Genomic DNA, 22,975 nt, shown 5'->3' with positions numbered 1-22,975 from the left:
AGGAAATCCGATACTAGGCAAGCCCGTCAACGATTCACCAGTGCCGTTCGGCGGCTTTTTCCCGAATTTCAGCGGAAGTATTCGCGCCGATTGTTCACTTGTTCACCGGTTCCGGCAGGACGGCTCCGGGCGAATTCCGCGGCCGCGGGCAGCTTCGGGCCGCGCGGCTCGTCGGCCGCGAGGCGGAGGCAGGCGAGCAGGCGCAGCCCCGTCCACTCCCGGTCGGTCCAGTCGCCGGGATCCGCGGGCGGTTGCCAGTCCACCTCCGCCGCCTCGGTCCACACGTCGTGCGCGTGACCGGCCAGCAGGACGAGCCTGCTCACCGGCTCCTGGCGCGGGACCATGTCCTGCTCGCACCGCACCGCGTCGTCGACAGCGGCCAGGTGCCTGCCGAACGCCCGCCACACCGAGGGGTCTCCGGCCAGCGCCTGCCAGCCGGAGTCGAGCCGCCCGGCGATCCCGCGCAGCCAACGCCGCGCGGATCGATCTGCCAGGGAGTCGGCCCACTGCACCCCTCGATGATGAACCCTGAACGGCGTTTTAGCGACCGTAGCCGGCCTTCCGGAGTGCGTCGGCCAGCGCACCGCCGCCGCCGGCGGGCTCGCGCCGCTTCGGCTGACCGCCCTTGCGCGGCTGCCCGCCACGGCGCTCCCCGCCGCCGCCACCAGCGGGTTTGGCGCGGCCGCCGCCGACCTCGTCGTCCAGGCGCAGGGTCAGCGAGATCCGCTTGCGCGGGATGTCCACCTCGAGCACCTTCACCTTGACGATGTCACCCGGCTTGACTACCTCACGCGGGTCCTTGACGAAGTTCTTCGACATCGCCGACACGTGCACCAGGCCGTCCTGGTGCACCCCGATGTCGACGAACGCCCCGAACGCGGCCACGTTCGTCACCACGCCCTCCAGCCGCATGCCCGGCTTGAGGTCGCCGATCTTCTCCACACCCTCGGCGAACGTCGCGGTCTTGAACGCCGGGCGCGGGTCGCGGCCGGGTTTCTCCAGCTCGGCGAGGATGTCGGTGACGGTCGGCAGACCGAAGGTCTCGTCGACGAAGTCCTCCGGGCGCAGCTTGCGCAGCACCCGCTCGTTGCCGATCAGCTCCCGCAGCTCGATGCCGGTCTTCGACAGGATCCGCCGCACGACCGGGTAGGCCTCGGGGTGCACGCTGGAGGAGTCCAGCGGGTCGTCGCCGCCGCGGATCCGCAGGAAGCCGGCGCACTGCTCGAACGCCTTCGGGCCCAGCCGCGCGACGTCCTTCAGCGCCGAGCGCGACCGGAACGGGCCGTGCGTGTCGCGGTGGTTGACGATGTTCTCGGCCAGGCCGGCGGTGATGCCGGAGACCCTGGTCAGCAGCGGAGTCGACGCGGTGTTGACGTCCACGCCGACCGCGTTCACGCAGTCCTCGACCACCGCGTCCAGCGAGCGGGACAGCGCCACCTCGGACACGTCGTGCTGGTACTGCCCGACGCCGATCGACTTGGGGTCGATTTTCACCAGCTCGGCCAGCGGGTCCTGCAGGCGCCGCGCGATCGACACCGCGCCGCGCAGCGAGACGTCCAGCTCGGGCAGCTCCTGCGAGGCGAACGCGGACGCCGAGTAGACCGACGCGCCCGCCTCCGAGACGACGGCCTTGGTCAGCTTCAGCTCGGGGTGCCGCTTGATCAGCTCGATGGCGAGCTTGTCGGTCTCCCGGGACGCGGTGCCGTTGCCGATCGCGATCAGGTCCACCGAGTGGGCGGCGCAGAGCTTGGCCAGCTCGTCGATCGACTGGTCCCAGCGGTTCTGCGGCTGGTGCGGGTAGATCGTGTGGGTGTTGACGACCTTGCCGGTCGCGTCCACGACGGCGACCTTCACGCCGGTGCGGAAACCCGGGTCGAGGCCCATCGTGGCGCGGGTGCCTGCGGGCGCGGCCAGCAGCAGGTCGCGCAGGTTCGCGGCGAACACGTTCACCGCGTCCTCCTCGGCCTTCTGGCGCAGCCGCATCCGCAGGTCGATGCCGAGGTGCAGGAGGATCTTGGTGCGCCAGGCCCACCGCACGGTGTCCTGCAGCCACTTGTCGGCCGGGCGGCCCTCGTTCGTGATGCCGAAGCGCTGCGCGATGCGGCGCTCGTAGTCCGAGGGGCCCACCTTCGGCTCGTCGCTGGGTTCTTCCGGCTCGACGGTGAGGTCGAGAACCTCCTCCTTCTCGCCGCGCAGCATCGCCAGCACCCGGTGCGAGGGCATCTTCGTGAACGGCTCGGCGAAGTCGAAGTAGTCGGCGAACTTCGCGCCCTCGGTCTCCTTGCCCTGGCGGACCTTCGACGAGAAGTAGCCCTCCGACCACATCTTCTCGCGCAGCTCGCCGATCAGGTCGGCGTCCTCGCCGAAGCGCTCGACCAGGATCGCGCGAGCCCCGTCCAGCGCGGCCTGCGCGTCCGCGACGCCCTTCTCGGGGTCGACGAACACGGCCGCGGCGGCCTGCGGGTCGGTGTTCGGGTCGTTCAACAGGCCGTCGGCCAGCGGCTCCAGGCCGGCCTCGCGGGCGATCTGCGCCTTCGTGCGCCGCTTCGGCTTGTAGGGCAGGTAGATGTCCTCCAGCCGGGCTTTGGTGTCCGCGGCGCGGATCGCCTCGGCCAGCTCCTCGGTGAGCTTGCCCTGGCTGTCGATCGATTCGAGGATCGCGGCCCGGCGCTCGTCGAGCTCCCGCAGGTAACGCAGCCGGTCCTCCAGCGTGCGCAGCTGGGCGTCGTCCAGCGCGCCGGTCACCTCCTTGCGGTACCGCGCGATGAACGGCACGGTCGCCCCGCCGTCGAGCAGGTCCACGGCGGCCTTGACCTGCCCTTCGCGGACGCCGAGCTCCTCGGCGATCTTCTGCTCGATCGACTGCACGGCCACTGTCACGATGCTGATCACTCCCTGCTCGCGGTTGCGGGGGCCAATTCTGCCTGCGCCGACCGGGCGCGGCACGGAAGGGGTGCCCGCCGTTGCCGAATCGGGAGGATCGGCGCGGTAACCAACGCGGGCCCGGCCGCGACCTCGGGATACCGGGGTCGAGGTGGGCAGGTGCGGATGGGCGGGAAGCGGCAGGTGCGGGTGGCGATGCACCTCCGGCGGGTCGACGTGGACGGGCCGGACGGCGAGCCGGTGACGTTGTCGTACCCGGGGATGCTGCTGACGGGGTACGAGGACGGCCGCGAGGTGTGCCAGCGCTGGATCCCGCTGGGCAGCGAGCCGAGCGTGGCCGACGACGAACGGCTGATCGCGGCCCTGCACGCGGCGATGCTGTGGCAGAACGACGCGGAGGAGGAGTGCCCCTGAGCGGCCTCAGCGCGATCTCAGTTCCGCGCCGATACGTTCCCGGTCATGGTGACGATGGGGGCCGTTGACGTGCGGCGGAGCGGGCCGGGGCCGGTCCGGCTGGGGATCTGTTGCGCGACGATCGCGGCCTGCGTGCCGTACCTCGCGCTGAAGGTGATGTGGCTGTCCGGGAGCAGCGCCGGTGCCGCCACCGCCGCCGGAGCCGCGGAACTGCTGGAAGCGCGGCACCTGGTGGGGGACGTGATCACCGGGCTGATGGAGCTGGCGGCCATCGCGCTCGTGCTCGCGCTGACCTTCCCGTGGGGCAGGCGGCTGCCGCGGGTGCTGGTGCTGGGGCCGATCTGGGCGGCGACGGGACTGCTCGCGCCGATCGCGCTCGGCCTGCCGGTGGGGCTGGTCGCGCAGGTGGTGCTGGGTGGTTCCCCGGCGCCGGCGGACAACGGGCTGCAGGGCTGGGTCTACGCCGTGGTGTACGGCGGGTTCGTGGCGCAGGCCGTCGGGTTGCTGGCCGCGTTCGTCGGCTACGCGCGGGACCGGTGGCCAGTGGTGTTCCGGATCCGGGTGCCGGAGCTGGCCCCGCGGCGGCCCGGGCGGTTCGTGACACCGGCCGCGGTGGTCGTTCTCGGTTACGCGGCGATGCTCCTCGCGTGGTCGGTGTCCGGGGCGCGCTGGGGCGGGCCGGCCGGGTTCGACACCGCCGGGCAGAAGTCCTTCCTGCTCGCGCAAGGCCTGCTGGTCGCCGGGGGCGCCGTCGCGGTGCTGAGCCTGGTGCGGCGCCGGGGTTCGGGCCGCGTGCTGCCGCGGGTCGCGGTGGCCTGGGCAGGCACCGGGGTGGCGGTCACCTCCGGGCCGACGCACATCGCGCTGAGCAACAACGGTGCCGTGAGCGCACTGTTCGCCGCCGTGTCGCTGGCCGGCGCGGTGTGCGGAATGGTCCTCCTCGTGGCGGGTGCTTCGGCGGTGGCCGCGCCGGCGTCGGACGGGGCAGCGGCGCGCTGACGACGAGGCGGGCGACGGTCACGTCGGCGGTGGGCTGAGCTTCAGCAGGAGCCGGTGCAGTTCGGCGCGCTCCGCGGCGCTCAGTCGGCTCAGCATCGACTCGTCCACCTCGCGCGCGACCGGGTCGGCGTCGCGCAGGGCGGCTTCGCCCGCGCTGGTCAGCCGCAGGATGCGGCGGCGCCGATCGGTGCCGATCGTGCGCGTGATCAGGCCGCGCTGTTCCAGCCGCAGCATCAGGTTCGCCAGTGTCGCCTTGTCGATCGCCGCCTGCTGGCCCGCGCTCGCCTGGTCCACGTCGTCGCCCTCGGCGATCGCCTTCAGGACCGCGTACTGCGGCTTCGTCAGCACGGGCAGCTCCGCCTGCCAGCGCGCGCCGTGTTCCTGCAGAGCACGGCGCATGACGTGGAACACGGCTTCGTCGACAGCTGTCATGAGCGCATGTTAGTGTGCGTACGAAAGGTTCGTATACGAACTAACAGGGAGGGCGCGATGCGGCTGATCGTCGGCATGACCGGGGCGACGGGCGCACCCTTCGGCGTCCGGCTGCTCGAAGCGCTCCGCGACCTGCCCGACGTCGAGACGCACCTGGTGCTCTCCCGCTGGGCGCGCACCACCATCGAGCTGGAAACCCCTTACAGCGCACGGGAAGTCGGCAAGCTCGCCGACGTCGTGCACGGCGCGGGGGACCAGGCCGCGCCGATCTCGTCCGGCTCGTTCCGCACCGACGGCATGGTCGTCGTCCCGTGCAGCATGAAGACCGTCGCCGGGATCCGCGCGGGGTACGCCGACGGGCTGGTCGGCCGCGCGGCCGACGTCGTGCTCAAGGAACGCCGCCAGCTCGTCCTGGTGCCGCGCGAGACGCCGCTGAGCGAGATCCACCTGGAGAACCTGCTCGCGCTGGCGCGGATGGGCGTGCGCGTCGTGCCGCCGATGCCCGCCTTCTACAACCACCCGGACTCCGTGGACGACATCGTCGACCACGTCGTCGCCCGCGTGCTGGACCAGTTCGACCTGCCCGCGCCCCGCGCCCGCCGCTGGTCCGGCCTGCACCGATAGGAGGAAACCCGTGCCCTACGACGACTTCCGCTCGTTCCTGGACACTTTGGACGAACACGGGCAGCTGCTGCGGATCACCGAGGAGGTCGCGCCCGAACCCGACCTCGGCGCCGCCGCCAACGCCGCCCCGCGCCTCGGCGACAAGGCGCCCGCGCTGTACTTCGACAACGTCACCGGCTTCACCGACGCCCGGATCGCGCTCAACGTGCACGGCTCCTGGGCCAACCACGCGCTCGCGATGGGACTGCCGCCGCAGACCGGGATCAAGGACCAGGTCGCCGAGTTCATCCGGCGCTGGGAGGATTTCCCGGTGCCGCCGGAGCGGCGCGCGAACCCGCCGTGGGCGGAGAACGTGCTGGAAGGTGACGACGTCGACCTGTTCCGGGTGCTGCCGCTGTTCCGGCTCAACGACGGCGACGGCGGCTTCTACCTGGACAAGGCCGCGGTCGTGTCCCGCGATCCGGCCGATCCGGACCACTTCGGCAAGCAGAACGTCGGGGTGTACCGGATGCAGGTCAAGGGCCGCGCCAAGCTGGGGCTCCAGCCGGTGCCGATGCACGACATCGCGCTGCACCTGGCCAAGGCCGAGGAGAACGGCGAGGACCTGCCGGTCGCGATCGCGCTGGGCAACGAGCCGGTGATCTCGATCGTCGCGGCCACCCCGATGGCCTACGACCAGAGCGAGTACGAGATGGCCGGCGCCCTGCGCGGCGCGCCTGCCCCGATCGCGACCGCGCCGCTGACCGGGCTCGACGTGCCGTGGGGCTCGGAGGTGGTCCTGGAAGGCGTCATCGAGGGCCGCAAGCGCGAGATCGAGGGGCCGTTCGGCGAGTTCACCGGCCACTACTCGGGCGGCCGGAACATGACGGTGGTGCGAATCGACCGCATTCACCACCGGACGAACCCGGTGTTCGAGTCGCTGTACCTCGGCATGCCGTGGACCGAGATCGACTTTCTGATGGCGGCGAACACCTGCGTGCCGATCTACCAGCAGCTCAAGGAGGCCTTCCCGGAGGTGCAGGCGGTCAACGCCATGTACACGCACGGGCTGCTGGCGATCATCTCGACGAAGAAGCGCTACGGCGGGTTCGCGAAGGCCGTCGGGATGCGGGCGATGACCACGCCGCACGGGCTCGGGTACGTCAAGACGGTGATCATGGTCGACGAGGACGTCGACCCGTTCAACCTGCCGCAGGTGATGTGGGCGCTGTCCACAAAGGTCAACCCGGCGGGCGACCTGGTGAACATCCCGAACCTGCCGGTGCTGGAGCTGGACCCCGGTTCGCAGCCCGCCGGCATCACGAACAAGATGATCATCGACGCGACCACCCCGGTGGCGCCCGACGACCGCGGTCACTACAGCCAGCCCGTGCGCGACCTGCCCGAGGCCGCTGCCTGGCTGACCAAGTTGCAGGGAATGCTGGCGCGGTAAGGAGAATCCGATGTGCCCACGTTGTGAGTTCGAGGTCGAGGAGAAACTGGCGGACTCGCCGGTCGCCGGGGTGTGGGAGGTGCTGCAGTGCCGGCGGTGCCTCTACACGTGGCGGACGACGGAGCCGCCGCGGCGCACGAGCCGGGAGCACTACCCGCAGGAGTTCCGGATGACCCAGGCGGACATCGACAACGCGCCCGAGGTGCCCGCCGTGCCGCCGCTGCGGGTGCGCTGATGGCGGACACGCTGATGTGGGAGGTGCGCGCGGTGCCCGGCGGGCGTGACGCGCTGGCGCGCTGGGTCGTCGAGAACGTGCCCGGGCCGGCCGACGTCTACCTCGGCGGGCGGGACCGGGTGGTGGTGATCGCGCGTGGCAAGGCGCGGCTGCCGGAGCCGCCGGCGGAACTGGTGGCGCGGCCGGTGGCGCAGTGGCCGTTCACGTTCCACCGGTCGGTGTAGTCCGCGATCGGCGACCCTCGTTGCGCTGGAGGGATGGCGGACGAGGCGAAACGCCCGACCGCTACCCCGGCGAGGGGCAGCGCATCGAGGGCTGCCGGAGCCGGGCAGCGGCGGGTCGGCGAGTTCAGTCAGCCGGCGGGGTGGCAGCGTTTGAAGCCGATCAGCGTGCGGTAGCGCTCGCGGGCCGCGAACTGCGTCAGCGTCCACACCGCCGGCGTGCCGATCTCCGCGCAGAGGTGCAGGACGCGGTCGTCGTCCGTCCAGACGCCCAGGTGTGCGCCGAACGGGTCCGCGGTCCGGTTGAACAGCGCCAGGTCCAGCGGCGCCGGCTCGGTCACCGGGCTGGTCGAGGCCGTGTCGTGCCACAGTTCCCGTGACCGCAGGTCCGGCGCGGCGAGCCCGAAGTGGCGGAGCACCGCGTAGGCGTAGACCTGGCAGTTCGCGCCCGCCGCCGGGTCGCCGGGCGCGCCGGGGATCCGGGAGCCCTCGTAGGGGACCGTGGTCAGCCACTCGGGCAGCCGGGTGAGCAGGGAGTTCACGAGATCATTCTGCTGGTCCGTGCCAACCCGCCGCGACTGTGCCAAGCTCCCAACTGCACGGGTCAGCGAGGACTTGGAGGGCGCAGATGGAGCGGGTCGGCACCGGCGAGCACGTCGTTCTCGTGCTGCACGGCTGGTTCGGGTCGTCGAAGGCGTGGGAGGAGCTCACCCCGCACCTCGACGCCGAGCGGTTCAGCTACTACTTCCCCGACTACCGCGGCTACGGCACGCGCAAGGACGAGGCGGGCACGCACACCATCGCGGAGGCGGCCGGGGACGTGCTGCTGCTCGCCGACGAACTGGGCATCGACCGGTTCTCCCTGGTCGGGCACTCGATGGGCGGCAGCGTCATGCAGTACATCCTCGCCGAGGCGCCCGAGCGAGTCCGGTCGCTGTTCGGGATCTCCCCGGTGCCCGCGAGCGGGGTGCCGATGGACGCCGACACCTGGGGCCTGTTCAGCAGCGCGGCCGAGGACCCGTCGAGCCGCCGCGCGATCATCGACTTCACCACCGGCGGCCGCCACCCCGACTCGTGGCTCGACGGCATGGTCCTGCACTCGCTGGAGAACTCCGACAAGGCCGCGTTCGGCGCCTACCTGGAGGCGTGGGCGAAGACCGACTTCTCGGAGCGGATCGCGGGCAACGAGGTGCCGATCAAGGTGGTCGTCGGCGAGCACGACCCGGCGCTGAGCGAAGAGGTCATGCTGGCGACGTTCGGGCAGTGGTACCCGAAGCTGGAGCTGGAGGTGCTGCCCGACGCCGGGCACTACGCGGCCGACGAGGTGCCGGTGACGGTGGCCAACATGATCGAAGTGTTCCTGGACGAGCACTGATGTCCGATGTGGACGTCTTCGACCCGCGGGTGTTCGCCCGCGGCGTGCCGCACGACGAGCTGCGCCGCCTGCGCGACACCGAACCGGTCGCATGGCAAGAGGAACACGAGGTGCTGGACTGGCCGTCCGGGCCCGGCTACTGGGCGGTGACGCGGTACGCCGACGTGAAGCACGTGCTGCGCACGCCGGAGGTGTTCTCGTCCTGGCTCGGGGCGACGCAGATCCGCGACCCCGAGCCGGACGACCTCACGTTCATCCGGCGCATGATCCTCAACATGGACCCGCCGGAGCACAACCGGTTGCGGCGCATCGTGGCCGCGGTGTTCACGCGGCGGCGGCTGGAACGCTCGGCGGAGCAGATCGCCGAGCGGGCCCGCGCGTTGATCGGGGCGGTGGTGCCGCGCGGCCGGTGCGATCTGCCGGTCGAGGTGACCGACGACTTCCCGCTGCTCAACCTGGCCGACCTGATCGGGGTGCCGCCGCGGGACCGTGGGTTGCTGCTGAAGTGGACCAACCGTGTCATCGGCTACCAGGACCCGGAGCACGCCGAGGTCGTGCGCGGCCCGGACGGCAAACCGCTCAACCCGCGCTCGCCCGCGCTGCTGGCCGACATGTTCGACTACGCGCAGGAGCTGGCCGAGGCCAAGCGGCGGGACCCCGCGGAGGACCTGATGACGGCGCTGGTCCAGGCCACTGTGGACGGCCGGTCGCTGGACGACGCCGAGTTGCGGATGTTCTTCTTCCTCATGGTGATCGCCGGGAACGACACGGTGCGCAGCGCGTTGCCCGGCGGGGTGCTGGCGCTGGTGCAGAACCCGGGCGAGTACCGGCGGTTGCGGGCCGACCCGTCGCTGCTGCCGTCCGCGGTGGAGGAAATGCTGCGGTGGCACCCGCCGGTGCTGACGTTCCGCCGCACCGCCGCTGTCGACACGGAGCTGGGCGGGCAGCGGATCGCCGCCGGGGACAAGGTCGTCGTGTACTTCGCGTCGGCGCACTACGACGAGCGGCAGTTCCCGGATCCCTATCGGTTCGATGTCTCGCGCACGCCGAACGACCACCTCGCGTTCGGGCAGGGGCCACACCTGTGCCTGGGCGCGCACTTCGGGCGGCTGCAGATGCGGGTGTTCTTCCGGGAGTTCCTGCGGATGCTGCCCGAGGTCCGGCTGGACGGTGAGGTGCGGCGGCTGACGTCGAACTTCATCAACGGGGTGACGCACCTGCCGCTGCGCTGGTGAACGACCGGACTTCGACTCCGGCGTTCAGCAGGGCCGCGCGTACCTGACGGCCGATCTCGACCGCCCCGGGGGTGTCCCCGTGCAGGCAGATCGACTCCGGCTCCACCTTCACCTCTGAGCCGTCGATCGCCGTGATCACACCCTCGGTCGCCATCCGCACGCATCGCCGGACCACCTCGTCGGCGTCGTGGATCACCGCGCCCGGCTCGCGGCGCGAGACAAGCGTTCCGGACGGCGTGTAGGCCCGGTCGGCGAACGCCTCGCGCACCGGGCGCAGGCCCGCCTTTTCCGCCTGCCGCAACCACTCCGAACCCGGCAACCCCAGCACCGGCAGCGACGGGTCGAACATCCGCACCGCCTCGACCACCGCCGCGGCCTGCTCCGCGTGGTGCACGATCGCGTTGTACAGCGCACCGTGCGGCTTCACGTACGCCACCCGCGTGCCGGCCACCCGAGCGAACGCGTCGAGAGCGCCGATCTGGTACAGCACGTCGTTCGCCAGCTCGTCCGGCGGCACGTCCATGAACCGCCGCCCGAAACCGGCCAGATCCCGGTACGCCACCTGCGCCCCGACAGTCACGCCCCGCGCGGCCGCGGAAGCCGTCACGCGCCGCAGCACGCTCGGGTCCCCCGCGTGGAAACCACACGCCACGTTCGCGCTGGACACGATCTCCAGCAGCGCGTCGTCTTCGGTGAGGTGCCAGATCCCGAACCCCTCACCGAGATCCGCGTTCAGGTCCACCCCGGTCACTCGCCCTCCAGCTCACCTTCGGTCCGCAGGTACACCTCGCGCAACTGCCCCAGCAGCTCCGGGTCCGGGTCCGCCCACAGGCCGCGGTCGGCGGCCTCGGTGAGCCGCTCGATGATGCCGCGCAGCGCCCACGGGTTGGCCTTCGCGAGGAACTCCTGGTTCTGCTGGTCGAGGACGTACGACTGGGACAGCTTTTCGTACATCCAGTCCTGCACGACCCCGGCGGTGGCGTCGAAGCCGAACAGGTAGTCCACCGTGGCCGCGAGCTCGAACGCGCCCTTGTAGCCGTGCTTGCGCATCGCCGCGATCCAGCGCGGGTTGACCACCCTGGCGCGGAACACGCGGGCCGTCTCCTCCGACAGCGACCGCGTTCGCACCGCGTCCGGGCTCGTCGAATCGCCCACGTACGACGCGGGAGCCTTGCCGGTCAGCGCGCGTGTGAACGCGATCATGCCGCCGTGGTACTGGAAGTAGTCGTCCGAGTCGGCGATGTCGTGCTCACGCGTGTCGGTGTTCTTCGCCGCCACCTCGATGCGCCGGTACGCGCTCTCCATGTCCGGCCGCGCCTCGACGCCGTCCAGGCCCCGCCCGTAGGCGTAGCCGCCCCAGGTCGCGTACACCTCGGCCAGGTCGGCGTCGTCCCGCCAGTTGCCCGAGTCCAGCAGCGGCAGGATTCCCGCGCCGTACGCGCCCGGCTTGGAGCCGAAGATCCGCGTCGTGGCCCGGCGCTCATCACCGTGCGCGGCCAGATCGGCCTGCACGTGCGCGCGCACGAAGTTGTCCGACGCGGGCTCGTCCAGCGACGCCGCCAGCCGCACCGCGTCGTCCAGCAGGGCCACCACGTGCGGGAACGCGTCCCGGAAGAACCCGCTGATCCGCACGGTCACGTCGATGCGCGGGCGGCCGAGCTCGGCGAGCGGGATCGGCTCCAGCCCGGTCACCCGGCGGGACGCGTCGTCCCACACCGGCTGCACACCCAGCAGCGCCAGCACTTCCGCCGCGTCGTCGCCGGAGGTCCGCATCGCCGACGTGCCCCACACCGACAGGCCGACCGACTTCGGCCAGTCGCCGGTGTCCTCGCGGTAGCGGCGCAGCAGCGACTCCGCCAGCGCCTGCCCGGTCTCCCACGCCAGGCGGCTCGGGATCGCCTTCGGGTCCACCGTGTAGAAGTTGCGGCCGGTCGGCAGCACGTTGACCAGCCCGCGCAGCGGCGAACCGCTCGGCCCGGCGGCGATGTACCCGCCGTCCAGTGCGTGCAGCACCGAATCGATCTCGGCCGACGTCCCGGCCAGCCGCGGCACGATCTCGGTGGCCGCGAACGTCAGCACCCGCGCGACCTCCGGATCGGAAGCCACCTCCGCGACCGCCGACGGCGCCCAGTCCCGCTTCTCCATCGCCTCGACCAGGGCACGGGCCCACGCCTCGATCGCGTCCACTTCGGACGTCGGCGCGCCGTCGGTGAGCCCCAGCACGGACCGCAGGCCGGGCACCGCACCCGCCTGGCCGCCCCACATCTGCTGCGCCCGCAGCATCGCCAGCACCAGGTTCACCCGCGCCTCACCGGTCGGCGCCGCGCCGAGGATGTGCAGCCCGTCGCGGATCTGCGCGTCCTTGACCTCGCACAGCCAGCCGTCGATGTGCAGCAGGAAGTCGTCGAACTCGGCGTCGTGCGGCCGCTCCGCCACGCCGAGGTCGTGGTCCAGCTTGGCGGCCTGGATCAGCGTCCAGATCTGCTGGCGGATCGCGGGCAGCTTCGCCGGGTCCATCGCCGCGATGTTCGCGTGCTCGTCGAGCAGCTGCTCCAGCCGGGCCAGGTCGCCGTAGCTCTCCGCGCGCGCCATCGGCGGGATCAGGTGGTCGACGATCGTGGCGTGCGCACGCCGCTTCGCCTGCGCGCCCTCGCCCGGGTCGTTGATCAGGAACGGGTAGATCAGCGGCAGGTTGCCCAGCACCGCGTCCGGGCCGCACGCCGCGGACAGCCCGGCGTTCTTGCCCGGCAGCCACTCCAGTGACCCGTGCTTGCCCAGGTGGACCACCGCGTGCGCGCCGAACTCCTCCTCGATCCACCGGTAGCAGGCGAGGTAGTGGTGGCTCGGCGGCAGGTCCGGGTTGTGGTAGATCGCCACCGGGTTCTCGCCGAACCCGCGTGGCGGCTGGATCATCAGCACGACGTTCCCGGCCCGCAGCGAGGCCAGCACGATGTCACCGTCCGGATTGGACGAGCGGTCCACGTACAGGTCGCCCGGCGGCGGGCCCCAGTGCTCCTCGATCTCGGCGCGCAGGTCCTCCGGCAGCGCGGCGAACCACTCGCGGTAGCGCGCGGCCGGCACTCGGATCGGGTTGCCTGACAGCTGCTCCTCGGTCAGCCACTCCGGGTCCTGACCGCCCGCGGCGATCAGCGCGTGGATGAGCGCGTCGCCGTCCGGCTGGTCGGTGCCGGTCGGCTCCACGCCGGGGAACGGCTCGTCGCCGAGGTCGTAGCCCTGCGCGCGCATGCGGCGCAGCAGCTCGATCGCCGAGGCCGGGGTGTCCAGGCCCACCGCGTTGCCGACCCGCGAGTGCTTCGTCGGGTACGCCGACAGCATCAGCACGATCCGGCGCTCCGACGGCGGGGTGTGGCGCAGGCGGGCGTGCGCGAGCGCGATGCCCGCGACCCGCGCGGCGCGCTCCGGGTCCGGCACGTAGTGCGGCAGGCCGTCGTCGTCGATCTCCTTGAACGAGAACGGCACGGTGATCAGGCGGCCGTCGAACTCCGGCACCGCCATCTGGTTGCCCGCGTCCAGCGGGGAGAGGCCGTCGTCGTTGTCCTCCCAGGTCGCGCGGTCGCTGGTCAGGCACAGCGCCTGCAGCGTCGGCACGTCCAGCGCGGCCAGCTCGGCGACGTCCCACGCCTCGTCGTCGCCACCGGCGCCCACCTCGGACGGCCGGGTGCCGCCCGCCGCGAGCACCGTGACCAGCAGCGCGTCGGCCTTGCGCAGCTCGGCCATCATCTCCGGCTCACGGGAGCGCAGCGACGCGCAGTAGATCGGCAGGGCCTGCCCGCCCGCGTCCTCGACCGCCTCGGCCAGCGCCTCGACGAACCGGGTGTTCCCGGACAGGTGGTGGGCGCGGTAGTAGAGGATCGCCACCACCGGGCCGTCGGTACGGCTCGGTGTGCGCTCCAGCACACCCCACGCCGGCTGCTCGGCGGGCGGCTCGAAGCCGTCACCGGTGAGCAGCAGCGTGTCGGAGAGGAACCGGTGCAGCTGGGTGAGGTTGTCCGGCCCGCCCTGCGCGAGGTAGGCGTGCGCCTCGGTGGCGATGCCGGCGGGCACGGTGGACAACGCCATCAGCTCGGCGTCCGGCGTCTGCTCACCGCCCAGGACCACCACGTGCTTCCCGCTCGCCCGGACCGTGTCCAGGCCCTCCTGCCAGGTCCGCGCCGATCCCAGGATGCGGACCACGACGACGTCGGCGTCCGCCAGCAGGCCGGGGAGCTCGGCCAGGTCGAGCCGGGCCGGGTTGGCCAGCGTGTAACCGGCCTCGCTGGTCCGGGCGCTGAGCAGGTCGGTGTCCGAAGTGGACAGCAGCAGGATCACGCGGGTTCCCTCCTAGGTCTCCTCAACACTGTCCGTTGAGCAGGCCCGGAGTCAAGCCGTCCGTTCCTCACGGCCGAGGCGGGGGAAGGGTTGCGTGGAGAAGATCACCTCGACGGGCACCTCGAAGTACTCGGCGATGCGCAGCGCGAGGTACAGGCTCGGGCTGTATTCGCCGCGTTCGAGGTACCCGATCGTCTGGTAGTGCACCCCGACCGCCTCGGCCAGCTGCCGCCGCGAGATGCCGCGCTCGGCGCGCAGCATCGCGATGCGGTTGTAGATCGACTCACTCATCCCGGCATCCGCTGTAGTGCCTTCTCCCGCCGTGCGGCCACGGTCGACCCGGACTCGCGCCGCGCCATCCTACGCAGCACGATCGGCGCCAGCACCAGGCCGGCGACCGCCCACGCGCCGAGCACGCCGAGCGTCTCCCAGGTCCGCCACGACTGCCCGATCTCCACGGCCACCATGCTGTCCGGCAGGAATGCCGAGCGCATGCCGAGGCCGAGCCAGTACAGCGGGAACACCTGCGCGATGCCCTGGACCCAGGACGGCAGCTCGCCGATCGGGTAGAAGATGCCCGACGTGCCGACCAGCGCCATCACCGGCAGCATGATCACGCCCATCGTGCGCGGGTTCTCGAACAGCGACCCGAACACCGCCCCGATCGGCAGCGTCGCGACCAGGCCGAGCACGAGCACCCAGGCCAGTGTCACCCAGGTCATGGCGTCGATCTCCAGGCCGTCGAACATGAACAGGCCGGGCACGATCAGCAGCGCGATGCCGACGATCGTCATGCCGGACACCATCACGATTTTGCCGATCAGGTAGCCGCTCATGCCGTTGGGCAGGGCCTTCGCGCGCAGCAGGGTGCCGTCCTCGCGTTCGACCGTGAGCTGCTGCATCGTGTTGATCAGCCCGCTGAACCCGACGCTCGCGCCGATCAGGCTGGGCAGCGTCATCGAGCCGCGGGAGAACGAGGTGCCCGGGATGACCGAGCCCTTCATCAGGGTCATCACCACCAGGAACACCACGGTCGGGAAGAAGTAGCCCCACAGGTCCTGGACGGTGGTGAAGCTCTGCCGCAGCTCGATCAGGCCGCGCTGGAACCCCGCGCGCAGTGCCGTGGCGTTCACCGGGCGCCTCCTTCGAACTTGCGCAGCAGCGCCATGTAGGTGTCCTCCAGGCTCGCCCGGCGCACCTCCAGGTCCTCGATCTCCTCGTCGTACTGGGCGAACAGCTCACGCACGTACTTCGTCGCGTCCGTGGTCGAGTGCACGTACCGCTGCCCGCCGCGGGTCCAGCGGACCTCGGCGTCGGTGGACATTTCGCGGCCCAGCTGCTCGGCCGACCCGTTCGCGATGATCGTGCCGCCTGCCAGGATCAGGATCCGGTCGGCGAGCTTCTCGGCCTCGTCCAGGTCGTGCGTGGTGAGCAGGATCGTGGTGTCCGACTCGTCGGCCAGCCGGTGCACCAGGTCGTGGAACTCGCGGCGCGCCTCCGGGTCGAAGCCGGCGGTCGGCTCGTCCAGGAACAGCAGGTCGGGGCGGCCGACGATGCCGATCGCGACGTCCAGCCGCCGCCGCTGCCCGCCGGAGAGCCTGCCGACCCGCTTGTGCGCGTGCGGGGTGAGGCCGACCGTGTCGATCAGGTCGTCGACGTCCCACGGCTGCCGGTGGTCGACGTAGTACGAGCCGAGGTGGGCCAGCAGCTCGCGCACCCGCCACTTGCCGTGGTCCCGCCACGACTGCAACACGATGCCCAGCCGCGCGCGCCAGGCCTCGGTCCCCCTGGCCGGGTCGACGCCGAGCACCCGCACGTCGCCCGCCGACCGCATCCGGAAGCCTTCGAGGATCTCGATGGTGGTCGTCTTGCCCGCGCCGTTCGGGCCGAGCAGCGCCAGCACCTCGCCCGGCGCGGCCTGGAAGGTCACGCCCTTGAGCACGTCGTTGGCGCCGTAACGCATGCGGAGGTCGCGCACGTCGAGCGCGGGCTCGTCGCCCGGCGGCTCCGGCGGTCTCGTCGCGACCTGGCTCATCGCTGTCATAGGTGTTCTCCCCAGTGCTACGCCTGTGCGATGGAATGTAGCAGACCTACTACATATGATCCAGGTAATACTTCGCGCCGATCCCGCCGTTTACAGTGAGCGCATGGCCCATCCCGGACGTGTCCGCCCCGACGCCTGTCCGGGTGTCTTCGCCACGCACGACGCCGCCGACGGCGCGCTCGCCCGGATCCGGCTGCCCGGCGGACGGGTGAGCGCCGGGCAGGCCGACGTCCTGGCCTCGTGCGCCGAGGAGCTCGGCGACGGCTCGGTGCACCTGACCTCGCGCGGCAACATCCAGCTGCGCGGCCTGTCGCGGGACACCGGCGAGCTGGCCGCCCGGTTGACGTCGGCCGGTCTGCTGCCCGCGCCCGCGCACGAGCGGGTGCGCAACTACCTGGCCTCGCCGCTGAGCGGGCTCACCGGCGGGCTGGTCGACGTGCGCGATGCGGTGTTCGAGCTGGACCGGGCGGTGTGCGCGCGGCCCGAGCTGGCCGCCCTGCCGGGCCGGTTCCTGTTCGCGCTCGACGACGGCCGCGGCGACGTGTCGGGCGAGGACGCGGACGTGTGCTGGCGGGCGCTGGACTCCTCGACCGGCGCGGTGTTGCTCGCCGGGCGGGACACCGGCGAGCGGGTGCCGTTCGCCGGCGCGGTCGACGCGCTCGTGCGGAAGGCGTTGTGGTTCCTGGAGGTGCGGGGCAGCGCGTGGCGGGTGCGGGAGCTGGACTTGCCGCTCGGCGAGCGGCTGCCCACGTCACCGGGGGTGCAGATCGGGCCGTTCACCCGCGACGACGGGCGCGCCGGGGTCGTCGCCGCGCCGGTGCTGGGGCAGCTCGCGGCCGCGGATCTGCGGGCGCTGGGCGAGGTCGTGGTGACGCCGTGGCGGTCGGTCGTGGTGCCGCTCGGCCTGGACGCGCCGGGCCTGGTGACCGACACGGACGCGCCGGGGCTGGGGATCAGCGCGTGCATCGGACGGCCGGGCTGCGCGAAGTCGCGCGCCGACGTGCGGGCGGACGCGCGGGCCGTGATGCGCCGCGTGCCCGCCGGGGTGCGGATGCACTTCTCCGGATGCGAACGGCGGTGCGGGCGACCGCACGAGCCGCACGTCGACATGCTCGCGGGCACTGAGGAATACCAGAAGGGAACAGCGTGATCGACTACATCCGCGACGGGGCGGAGATCTACCGCCACTCGTTCGCCACGATCCGCGAGGAGGCCGACCTCGCGATCCTGCCGGAGGACCTGGAGCCGGTCGCGGTCCGCATGATCCACTCGTGCGGGATGGTCGACCTCGTCGACGACCTGGCCTACTCGCTCGACCTCGTCGAGTCGGCCCGCGCCGCGCTGCGCGCCGGGGCGCCGGTGCTGTGCGACGCGCAGATGATCGCCAGCGGCGTGACCCGCAAGCGCTTGCCCGCCGCCAACGAGATCCTGTGCACGCTGTCCGACGAGCGCGTGCCCGCGCTGGCCGAGCGGATGGGCACCACCCGTTCGGCGGCCGCGCTGGAGCTGTGGCGGGACAAGCTCGCGGGCTCGGTGGTGGCGATCGGCAACGCGCCGACCGCGTTGTTCCGGCTGCTGGAGATGATCGAGGAGGGCGCCGGGGTGCCCGCCGCGATCATCGGGGTGCCGGTCGGGTTCGTCGGCGCCGCCGAGTCGAAGGAAGAGCTGGTCAAGCGCGCGCCCGCGCCCTACCTGGTGGTGCACGGGCGGCGCGGCGGCAGCGCCATGGCGGTCTCCGCGGTCAACGCGCTCGCGAGCGAGGTCGAATGAAGACGGGCAAGCTGTGGGGTGTCGGACTCGGCCCCGGCGATCCGGAGCTGATGACGGTCAAGGCCGCGCGCCTGATCAGCGAGGCCGACGTGATCGCCTACCACTGCGCGCGGCACGGCCGCAGCATCGCGCGGTCGGTGGCCGAGCCGTACCTGAGTGAGGGTCAGATCGAGGAACGGCTGATGTACCCGGTCACGACCGAGGGCACCGACCACCCCGGCGGGTACGAGGGCGCGATCGCCGAGTTCTACGAGCTGAGCGCGAAGCGGCTGGCCGAGCACCTGGACGCCGGGCGCGACGTGGTGGTGCTGTGCGAGGGCGACCCGTTCTTCTTCGGCTCCTACATGTACATGCACGAGCGGCTGTGCGACCGGTACGAGGCCGAGGCGGTGCCCGGGGTGACGTCGGTGTCGGCGGCGTCGGCGGTGCTCGGCAAGCCGCTGGTGCAGCGCGACGAGGTGCTGACGATCCTGCCTGGCACGCTGCCCGCGCCGGAACTCGCGCGGCGGCTGGCGGACACGCAGGCCGCCGCGGTGATGAAGCTGGGCCGCACGTTCGGCTCGGTGCGGGAGGCGCTGGCCGAGTCCGGACGGCTGGACGAGGCCTACTACGTCGAGCGGGCCACGTGGTCCAACCAGCGGGTCGAGCCGTTCGCCGACGTGGACCCGTCGACGGTGCCGTACTTCTCGCTGGCGCTGGTGCCGAGTCCGGCTTACGCGTCGCGGAAGGAGCCGGCCGCCGAACCGGCGGCGGTTCCCGCTGAGGGCGGCGAGGTCGTGGTCGTCGGGCTGGGGCCGGCCGGGCCGGAGTGGCTGACGCCGGAGGCTTCGTCCGCGTTGGCCGAGGCCGAGCACATCGTCGGGTACGGGCCGTATGTGGCGAAGGTGCCGCAGCGGGCCGGGCAGGTGCGGCACGCGTCCGGCAACCGGGTCGAGGCGGATCGGGCCCGGCACGCGCTTTCGCTGGCCGCGTCCGGTGCTCGGGTGGCGGTGGTGTCCTCGGGTGATCCCGGTGTGTTCGCGATGGCCTCGGCGGTGCTGGAGCAGGCGGCTTCGTTGGAAGATCCGGTGCGGGTGCGGGTGATCCCGGGCGTAACGGCTGCGTCCGCCGCGGCTGCCCGGGTTGGGGCGCCGTTGGGGCATGACTACTGCGTCTTGTCGTTGTCGGATCGGTTGAAGCCCTGGGAGGTCATCGAGCGGCGGCTGGAGGCTGCTGGAGTGGCTGATCTCGTGGTGGCTCTTTACAACCCGGCATCGCGGACGCGGACTGAGCAGTTGGTGCGGGCTCGGGATGTGTTGTTGCGGCATCGGGCTGTGGAGACGCCGGTCGTGGTGGCTCGGGATGTTGGGGGTCCTGAGGAGTCGGTGATGGTGACTTCCTTGGGGGAGTTTGATCCTTCGGTGGTTGATATGCGGTGTTTGGTGATTGTTGGCTCGTCGCGGACTCGCGTTGATCACGGGTTTGTGTGGACGCCGCGGTCCTATTGATTGCGTAGCCGCTACGCGGGTTGTTAGAGCGCCGGCTTCGCTTCGCTACGCCCGGATTGGACCCGCCGCCCCGATTTTTCATTGTTTCTACGCCCGAGCAGGGGTTGTCAAGGCTGGAAAGAGTACCTTGACAACCCCTGGTCGGGCGCAGAACTGGGCTGTGGATCGGGGTGCGGGGGTGGGGTGGGCGGTCTGTGTGTTCGGTTATTGCTGCCGGGTGGCGGTTTGTTGGTTGTGAAAGAAGAAAGCCCCCGCTGTTGGCGGGGGCTTTTCTTAGCGGGTTGGCGTTGAGCCGTTTGGTTGTTGGGGGCCTGGGCCTGGGCTTTGCCAGCCCCACATCGTTTCGGTTCCGTGTTCCACCTGGGGTGCCACGCCGTCGGTGTACGGCTCGATCTGCAGCAGGCGTCCCCACGAGCGGCCGGACTGGTCGCCCTCCAGATAGCTCGGCACCTCGGGCTGGTTGGCCAGCTCCTCGATCCACCCGTTCGGCCCGCCGCCGATGTTGTCCGCTACGCCGGCCTCCGCGGCCAGGTCACCGGCGGTGATGCGGTACGCCGGGATCTGCGAGATGCCGTCGTGCGAGGCGACCGGGTTCATGCATGGGTACACGAACGCCGCGGGCCAGTCCATGTAGACCGGCGCGCTGCCGACCCGCTGCGTGAGCGTGGTGAACGTCGGCACGCGCGGGGCGCTCACCGCGACCCAGCCGTCGCCTGTGATGTCGTCGTCCTTGGCCACCACGCGCACCCGGTTGACGTCCGCGGGCAGATCGCCGATGTCGAGCCGCTCGTCGGCCCACTTCGTCTCGTCCGCCGACGCCCCGGTGCCCACGTTCTGCGCCAGCACCGTCGTCGACCGGACCACCTCGACGCCCGCCGGCGTCTCCCGGCCGAACTCCAGCGCCACGCTCGTCGCCTTGCCAGGGGGCGCGGCGGCGGCGATCGTCACCTGCGCGCCTGCGTGCTGGTCCGGCAGCGCGTACCAGTCGGTGCGCAGCCGGCCCGTCGCGGAGCCCTCGTGGTAGCTGCTCCACATCGGCACGGTCGCCGTGGTGAAACCGTGCGGCGGCGAGTTAAGCGGGTCGTCGTCGCCGTTGCCGTCGGTGTGGAAACCCGCCGACGACTTCTCGTTGCCCTCGTCCTCGGGGCGCGGCAGCGTCGAGTTCTCCGGCGTCGCGGTCTCCGGCACGGTCACCGCCGACACCGGTTTGAGCATGCTCGACACCGGGTCCTGCTCGACCATCACGTGATCGGACAGGTTGCAGCTCTTGCCGAACAGGTGGTCCACGTTCGCCGCGGCCAGGCTGTAACTGCCCGTCGACATCTGCTTCTGGATGCCCTTCGCCATGCTGGCGACCTCGAACACCACGACCGCGCCGCACACCACGACCAGCGACGTCGCGCCCAGCCGCAGCGCCCGGCCACGCCGCTCCTGCACCGGCGGCGGCGCCCCCGGCCGCTGCATGCGCACGTTCTCCACGAACGCGAACACCGCCGCCACCGCCGCGGCCAGCAGCAGCGCCGTGGACAGGTGGTAGCCCTTGATCGACGGCGCCTTGTCCCACCACGGCACACCGAGGCTGGACACGAACCAGTACGCGTTCGGGCCCGTCGCGGCCAGCGCGGACACCACCAGCAGCCCGGCGGTGAACGCCGCCCGGTTGCGCCGCGACCGCAGCACCGTCGAACTGGTCGCCAATGCGGTCAGCGCCGCCATCGCCGCCCCCACACCGGCGAACGCGCCGAAGTGGTGCGTCCACTTGGTCGGGGTCAGCGCCAGCAGCAGGAAGAACAGCGCCACGGTGCCGATCAGGCGACGAGCCGGGCCCAGCGCCGCGCCTTGGATGCGGCCGCGGCGCAGCAGCACCACCAGGCAGGTGCCGGTGCACAGGATCAGCAGCAGCACCGGGAACCGGCGGGTCAGCGCGCCGTCCGCGCTGTTCTCGAACAGCAGCTCGTACCGCGACAGCTCCTCGTACCAGGACTTGTTCGGGCCGACCGAGCCACGCAGGCGGGTCGCCTCCATCACCGTCGAGAACGTCTGGTCGGCGAAGACCACGATCAGCACGATGAACCCGGCCGCCGCGATCGGCGCCAGCACCGCGGCCCAGCCCGAATCACGGGCCCGGCTGCGCAGCAGGTGGAACAACGGCTTCGCGGCGACCAGGAACGGCGCCACCGCGATCAGCGCGGTCGGCGTCGCGGCCAGCGCGAACGCGGCCCCGATCAGGCCGAGGCACAGCGGCAGCAGGCGCCGCGTGACCAGCGAGCGCTCCACGGCGCACAGCGCGATCAGCGAGCCCAGCGCGGCCCACGGCTCCGGGCGGACACCGTTGTTGAACGGCAGCCACCACACCAGGAACACCACGGCCGCGGCCCAGCCCGCCGCCGGGCTGATCCGGACCTCCTTGCCCAGCCGCGGCAGCACCTCACGGCTGATCAGCAGCCAGCTCAGCACGCCGAGCAGGAACGACGGCAACCGGATCCACGGCGGCACCGTGGACACCGTCGCCATCAGCTCGTAGATGTGGTCGTTCCACCCGAACGGCGCCTCCGCGACGCCGAACCACCGGTGGTAGTTGGTCAGGTAGCCGACCTGGTCGGCGACTCTGGCCATCGTCAGGATGTAACCGTCGTCCGAGGTCACCGGGCCGATGAACACCCACGCGCCGAGCACGCCGAAGACGGTCACGTCCCGCTTGGTGAGCTTCCACCAGCCGATCGGCGCCCACCGCGGCGCGCGCCGCGCGGTGCCCGAGTCCAGCCGGTTGACCGCGATCAGGCAGCCGATCAGCGACAGCACGCCGAACACGCCGATGCCGACCTTCAGCCCGGTGGGGGACGACTGGTAGCGGGTGTCCGGGGTGATGCCGACCGACAGGCCGGCGATCGGGTCCCGCGCCGACGAGATGTCGGTGTAGATGCCCAGCACGCGCGGCCGGACGTCGCCCGCCGAGTCGTAGACCGGGGTGCCCGCCACCGACAGCGTGGTGTGCGTCGCGGTCGAGCTGACCCGCACGTCGCACCCCGCGGCCGGCAGCGGCTGACGCGCGACCTGCTGGCCGCGGCTGGTCGCGGTGAGCACGCCGTCCTGGACGTTGAGCTGCATACCGGCGCCGTTGCCCGCGCGGGCGGGCGGCACGGTCGAGAACAGCAGCCCCGCGCCCGCGGTGCGCGCGTCGAGCGACTGGATCGTCGCGCACGGCACGCCGACCTGCAGGTCCTGCGCCCAGTAGCCGACGAGCGGGGCGTTGACCGGGCGCGTGTCGCTGCCGGCCGGCCACACGATCTTCGCCGTGTCCTGGACGACCGGCAGCAACGGGAAGGCGACCGCGCAGCCCGCGGCGAACAGGCCCAGTACGACGGCGAGCAGCCGCCACAAGAACGTGTGAGGTCGCTCCGCCGAGGTGCGTGCCGAAGTGCCCGGCTGGTCCGGGTCGGTCACCTCATCCGGTGCGACAGTAGGTGTCCTGCTGGCCATCCACATTGGCAGAAC

21 protein-coding genes are annotated in these 22,975 nt (G+C 71.6%); 11 read left to right on the top strand and 10 right to left on the bottom strand.

Going from position 1 to position 22,975, the window contains the following annotated elements; genetic code table 11:
• Positions 1-68 precede the first annotated feature (68 nt).
• Together AMY39116_RS0333235 and AMY39116_RS0333230 are read right to left on the bottom strand one after the other, a co-directional pair.
• Positions 69-512, bottom strand: coding sequence for a DUF6401 family natural product biosynthesis protein (locus AMY39116_RS0333235; protein ID WP_020421916.1), 444 nt, complete (start codon positions 510-512; stop codon positions 69-71).
• 28 nt (positions 513-540) lie between these two features.
• Positions 541-2,892 carry a Tex family protein gene (locus AMY39116_RS0333230; RefSeq protein ID WP_020421915.1) on the bottom strand — a complete coding sequence of 784 codons (2,352 nt, stop codon included), beginning with the start codon at positions 2,890-2,892 and terminating at the stop codon, positions 541-543.
• A gap of 156 nt (positions 2,893-3,048) precedes the next feature.
• Here AMY39116_RS0333230 and AMY39116_RS0333225 point away from each other — a divergent pair, with 156 nt between their 5' ends.
• Both AMY39116_RS0333225 and AMY39116_RS44890 read left to right on the top strand, forming a co-directional pair.
• Positions 3,049-3,297 (top strand): hypothetical protein, encoded by a 249-nt coding sequence (locus AMY39116_RS0333225; RefSeq protein ID WP_020421914.1) that lies wholly within the window; start codon positions 3,049-3,051, stop codon positions 3,295-3,297.
• Between the two features lie 45 nt (positions 3,298-3,342).
• Positions 3,343-4,296 (top strand): hypothetical protein, encoded by a 954-nt coding sequence (locus AMY39116_RS44890; RefSeq protein ID WP_020421913.1) that lies wholly within the window; start codon positions 3,343-3,345, stop codon positions 4,294-4,296.
• A gap of 18 nt (positions 4,297-4,314) precedes the next feature.
• On the opposite strand, the gene AMY39116_RS0333215 is transcribed toward AMY39116_RS44890, so the two are convergent.
• The gene (locus tag AMY39116_RS0333215) at positions 4,315-4,728 is read right to left on the bottom strand and encodes a MarR family winged helix-turn-helix transcriptional regulator (protein WP_020421912.1); all 414 of its coding nucleotides are present in this window, start codon (positions 4,726-4,728) and stop codon (positions 4,315-4,317) included.
• A 57-nt stretch (positions 4,729-4,785) separates the two neighbouring features.
• On the opposite strand from AMY39116_RS0333215, the gene AMY39116_RS0333210 reads away from it, so the two are divergent.
• Genes AMY39116_RS0333210 through AMY39116_RS0333195 form a run of 4 tightly spaced genes read left to right on the top strand, consistent with a single transcriptional unit; the run spans position 4,786 to position 7,243 of the window.
• Positions 4,786-5,352 carry a non-oxidative hydroxyarylic acid decarboxylases subunit B gene (locus tag AMY39116_RS0333210; protein ID WP_020421911.1) on the top strand — a complete coding sequence of 189 codons (567 nt, stop codon included), beginning with the start codon at positions 4,786-4,788 and terminating at the stop codon, positions 5,350-5,352.
• Positions 5,353-5,362: 10 nt separating this feature from the next.
• Complete coding sequence (locus AMY39116_RS0333205; protein ID WP_020421910.1) at positions 5,363-6,784, top strand: non-oxidative hydroxyarylic acid decarboxylases subunit C; 1,422 nt, start codon at positions 5,363-5,365, stop codon at positions 6,782-6,784.
• Between the two features lie 10 nt (positions 6,785-6,794).
• On the top strand, positions 6,795-7,019 hold the full coding sequence (locus AMY39116_RS0333200; RefSeq protein WP_020421909.1) for a non-oxidative hydroxyarylic acid decarboxylases subunit D: 225 nt from the start codon (positions 6,795-6,797) through the stop codon (positions 7,017-7,019).
• Positions 7,019-7,243: a hypothetical protein gene (locus tag AMY39116_RS0333195; RefSeq protein ID WP_020421908.1), complete on the top strand. Its 225-nt coding sequence runs from the start codon at positions 7,019-7,021 to the stop codon at positions 7,241-7,243. Before AMY39116_RS0333200 ends, AMY39116_RS0333195 begins: the two co-directional genes overlap by 1 nt.
• A gap of 128 nt (positions 7,244-7,371) precedes the next feature.
• On the opposite strand, the gene AMY39116_RS0333190 is transcribed toward AMY39116_RS0333195, so the two are convergent.
• Positions 7,372-7,782: a hypothetical protein gene (locus AMY39116_RS0333190; protein ID WP_020421907.1), complete on the bottom strand. Its 411-nt coding sequence runs from the start codon at positions 7,780-7,782 to the stop codon at positions 7,372-7,374.
• Positions 7,783-7,868: 86 nt separating this feature from the next.
• Here AMY39116_RS0333190 and AMY39116_RS0333185 point away from each other — a divergent pair, with 86 nt between their 5' ends.
• Both AMY39116_RS0333185 and AMY39116_RS0333180 read left to right on the top strand, forming a co-directional pair.
• Complete coding sequence (locus AMY39116_RS0333185; protein ID WP_020421906.1) at positions 7,869-8,615, top strand: alpha/beta fold hydrolase; 747 nt, start codon at positions 7,869-7,871, stop codon at positions 8,613-8,615.
• Positions 8,615-9,850, top strand: coding sequence for a cytochrome P450 (locus AMY39116_RS0333180; RefSeq protein ID WP_020421905.1), 1,236 nt, complete (start codon positions 8,615-8,617; stop codon positions 9,848-9,850). Before AMY39116_RS0333185 ends, AMY39116_RS0333180 begins: the two co-directional genes overlap by 1 nt.
• Here the strand turns inward: AMY39116_RS0333180 and AMY39116_RS0333175 are convergent.
• The 5 genes from AMY39116_RS0333175 to AMY39116_RS0333155 are packed head-to-tail and all read right to left on the bottom strand — an operon-like array spanning position 9,816 to position 16,214.
• A complete protein-coding gene (locus AMY39116_RS0333175) occupies positions 9,816-10,601 on the bottom strand; it encodes a LamB/YcsF family protein (RefSeq protein WP_020421904.1) in 786 nt (261 codons plus the stop codon). The two genes, AMY39116_RS0333180 and AMY39116_RS0333175, sit on opposite strands and share 35 nt — an antisense overlap.
• A complete protein-coding gene (locus AMY39116_RS0333170) occupies positions 10,598-14,179 on the bottom strand; it encodes a cobaltochelatase subunit CobN (RefSeq protein WP_020421903.1) in 3,582 nt (1,193 codons plus the stop codon). The genes AMY39116_RS0333175 and AMY39116_RS0333170 overlap by 4 nt, the downstream gene beginning before the upstream one ends.
• Positions 14,180-14,230: 51 nt before the next feature.
• Positions 14,231-14,470 carry a helix-turn-helix transcriptional regulator gene (locus AMY39116_RS0333165; RefSeq protein WP_020421902.1) on the bottom strand — a complete coding sequence of 80 codons (240 nt, stop codon included), beginning with the start codon at positions 14,468-14,470 and terminating at the stop codon, positions 14,231-14,233.
• Positions 14,467-15,312 carry an ABC transporter permease gene (locus AMY39116_RS0333160; protein WP_020421901.1) on the bottom strand — a complete coding sequence of 282 codons (846 nt, stop codon included), beginning with the start codon at positions 15,310-15,312 and terminating at the stop codon, positions 14,467-14,469. The genes AMY39116_RS0333165 and AMY39116_RS0333160 overlap by 4 nt, the downstream gene beginning before the upstream one ends.
• Positions 15,309-16,214, bottom strand: a complete 906-nt coding sequence (locus tag AMY39116_RS0333155; protein ID WP_020421900.1) for an ATP-binding cassette domain-containing protein — start codon at positions 16,212-16,214, stop codon at positions 15,309-15,311. The genes AMY39116_RS0333160 and AMY39116_RS0333155 overlap by 4 nt, the downstream gene beginning before the upstream one ends.
• A gap of 112 nt (positions 16,215-16,326) precedes the next feature.
• Here AMY39116_RS0333155 and AMY39116_RS0333150 point away from each other — a divergent pair, with 112 nt between their 5' ends.
• Genes AMY39116_RS0333150 through AMY39116_RS0333140 form a run of 3 tightly spaced genes read left to right on the top strand, consistent with a single transcriptional unit; the run spans position 16,327 to position 19,480 of the window.
• Positions 16,327-17,373, top strand: a complete 1,047-nt coding sequence (locus AMY39116_RS0333150) for a nitrite/sulfite reductase (protein WP_020421899.1) — start codon at positions 16,327-16,329, stop codon at positions 17,371-17,373.
• On the top strand, positions 17,370-17,993 hold the full coding sequence (locus AMY39116_RS0333145; RefSeq protein ID WP_020421898.1) for a precorrin-8X methylmutase: 624 nt from the start codon (positions 17,370-17,372) through the stop codon (positions 17,991-17,993). Before AMY39116_RS0333150 ends, AMY39116_RS0333145 begins: the two co-directional genes overlap by 4 nt.
• The gene (locus tag AMY39116_RS0333140) at positions 17,990-19,480 is read left to right on the top strand and encodes a precorrin-2 C(20)-methyltransferase (protein WP_020421897.1); all 1,491 of its coding nucleotides are present in this window, start codon (positions 17,990-17,992) and stop codon (positions 19,478-19,480) included. Before AMY39116_RS0333145 ends, AMY39116_RS0333140 begins: the two co-directional genes overlap by 4 nt.
• Before the next feature lie 273 nt (positions 19,481-19,753).
• Here AMY39116_RS0333140 and AMY39116_RS0333135 read toward each other — a convergent pair whose 3' ends face one another.
• Positions 19,754-22,924 carry an arabinosyltransferase domain-containing protein gene (locus tag AMY39116_RS0333135; protein WP_020421896.1) on the bottom strand — a complete coding sequence of 1,057 codons (3,171 nt, stop codon included), beginning with the start codon at positions 22,922-22,924 and terminating at the stop codon, positions 19,754-19,756.
• Positions 22,925-22,975 lie beyond the last annotated feature (51 nt).

The sequence above is a fragment of the Amycolatopsis sp. ATCC 39116 genome, assembly GCF_000231075.2.
In the GTDB taxonomy this organism is placed as follows: domain Bacteria; phylum Actinomycetota; class Actinomycetes; order Mycobacteriales; family Pseudonocardiaceae; genus Amycolatopsis_E; species Amycolatopsis_E tucumanensis.
The sequence above is the reverse complement of the archived record's forward strand: the minus strand, read 5'-3'. Positions and strand labels throughout refer to the sequence as shown.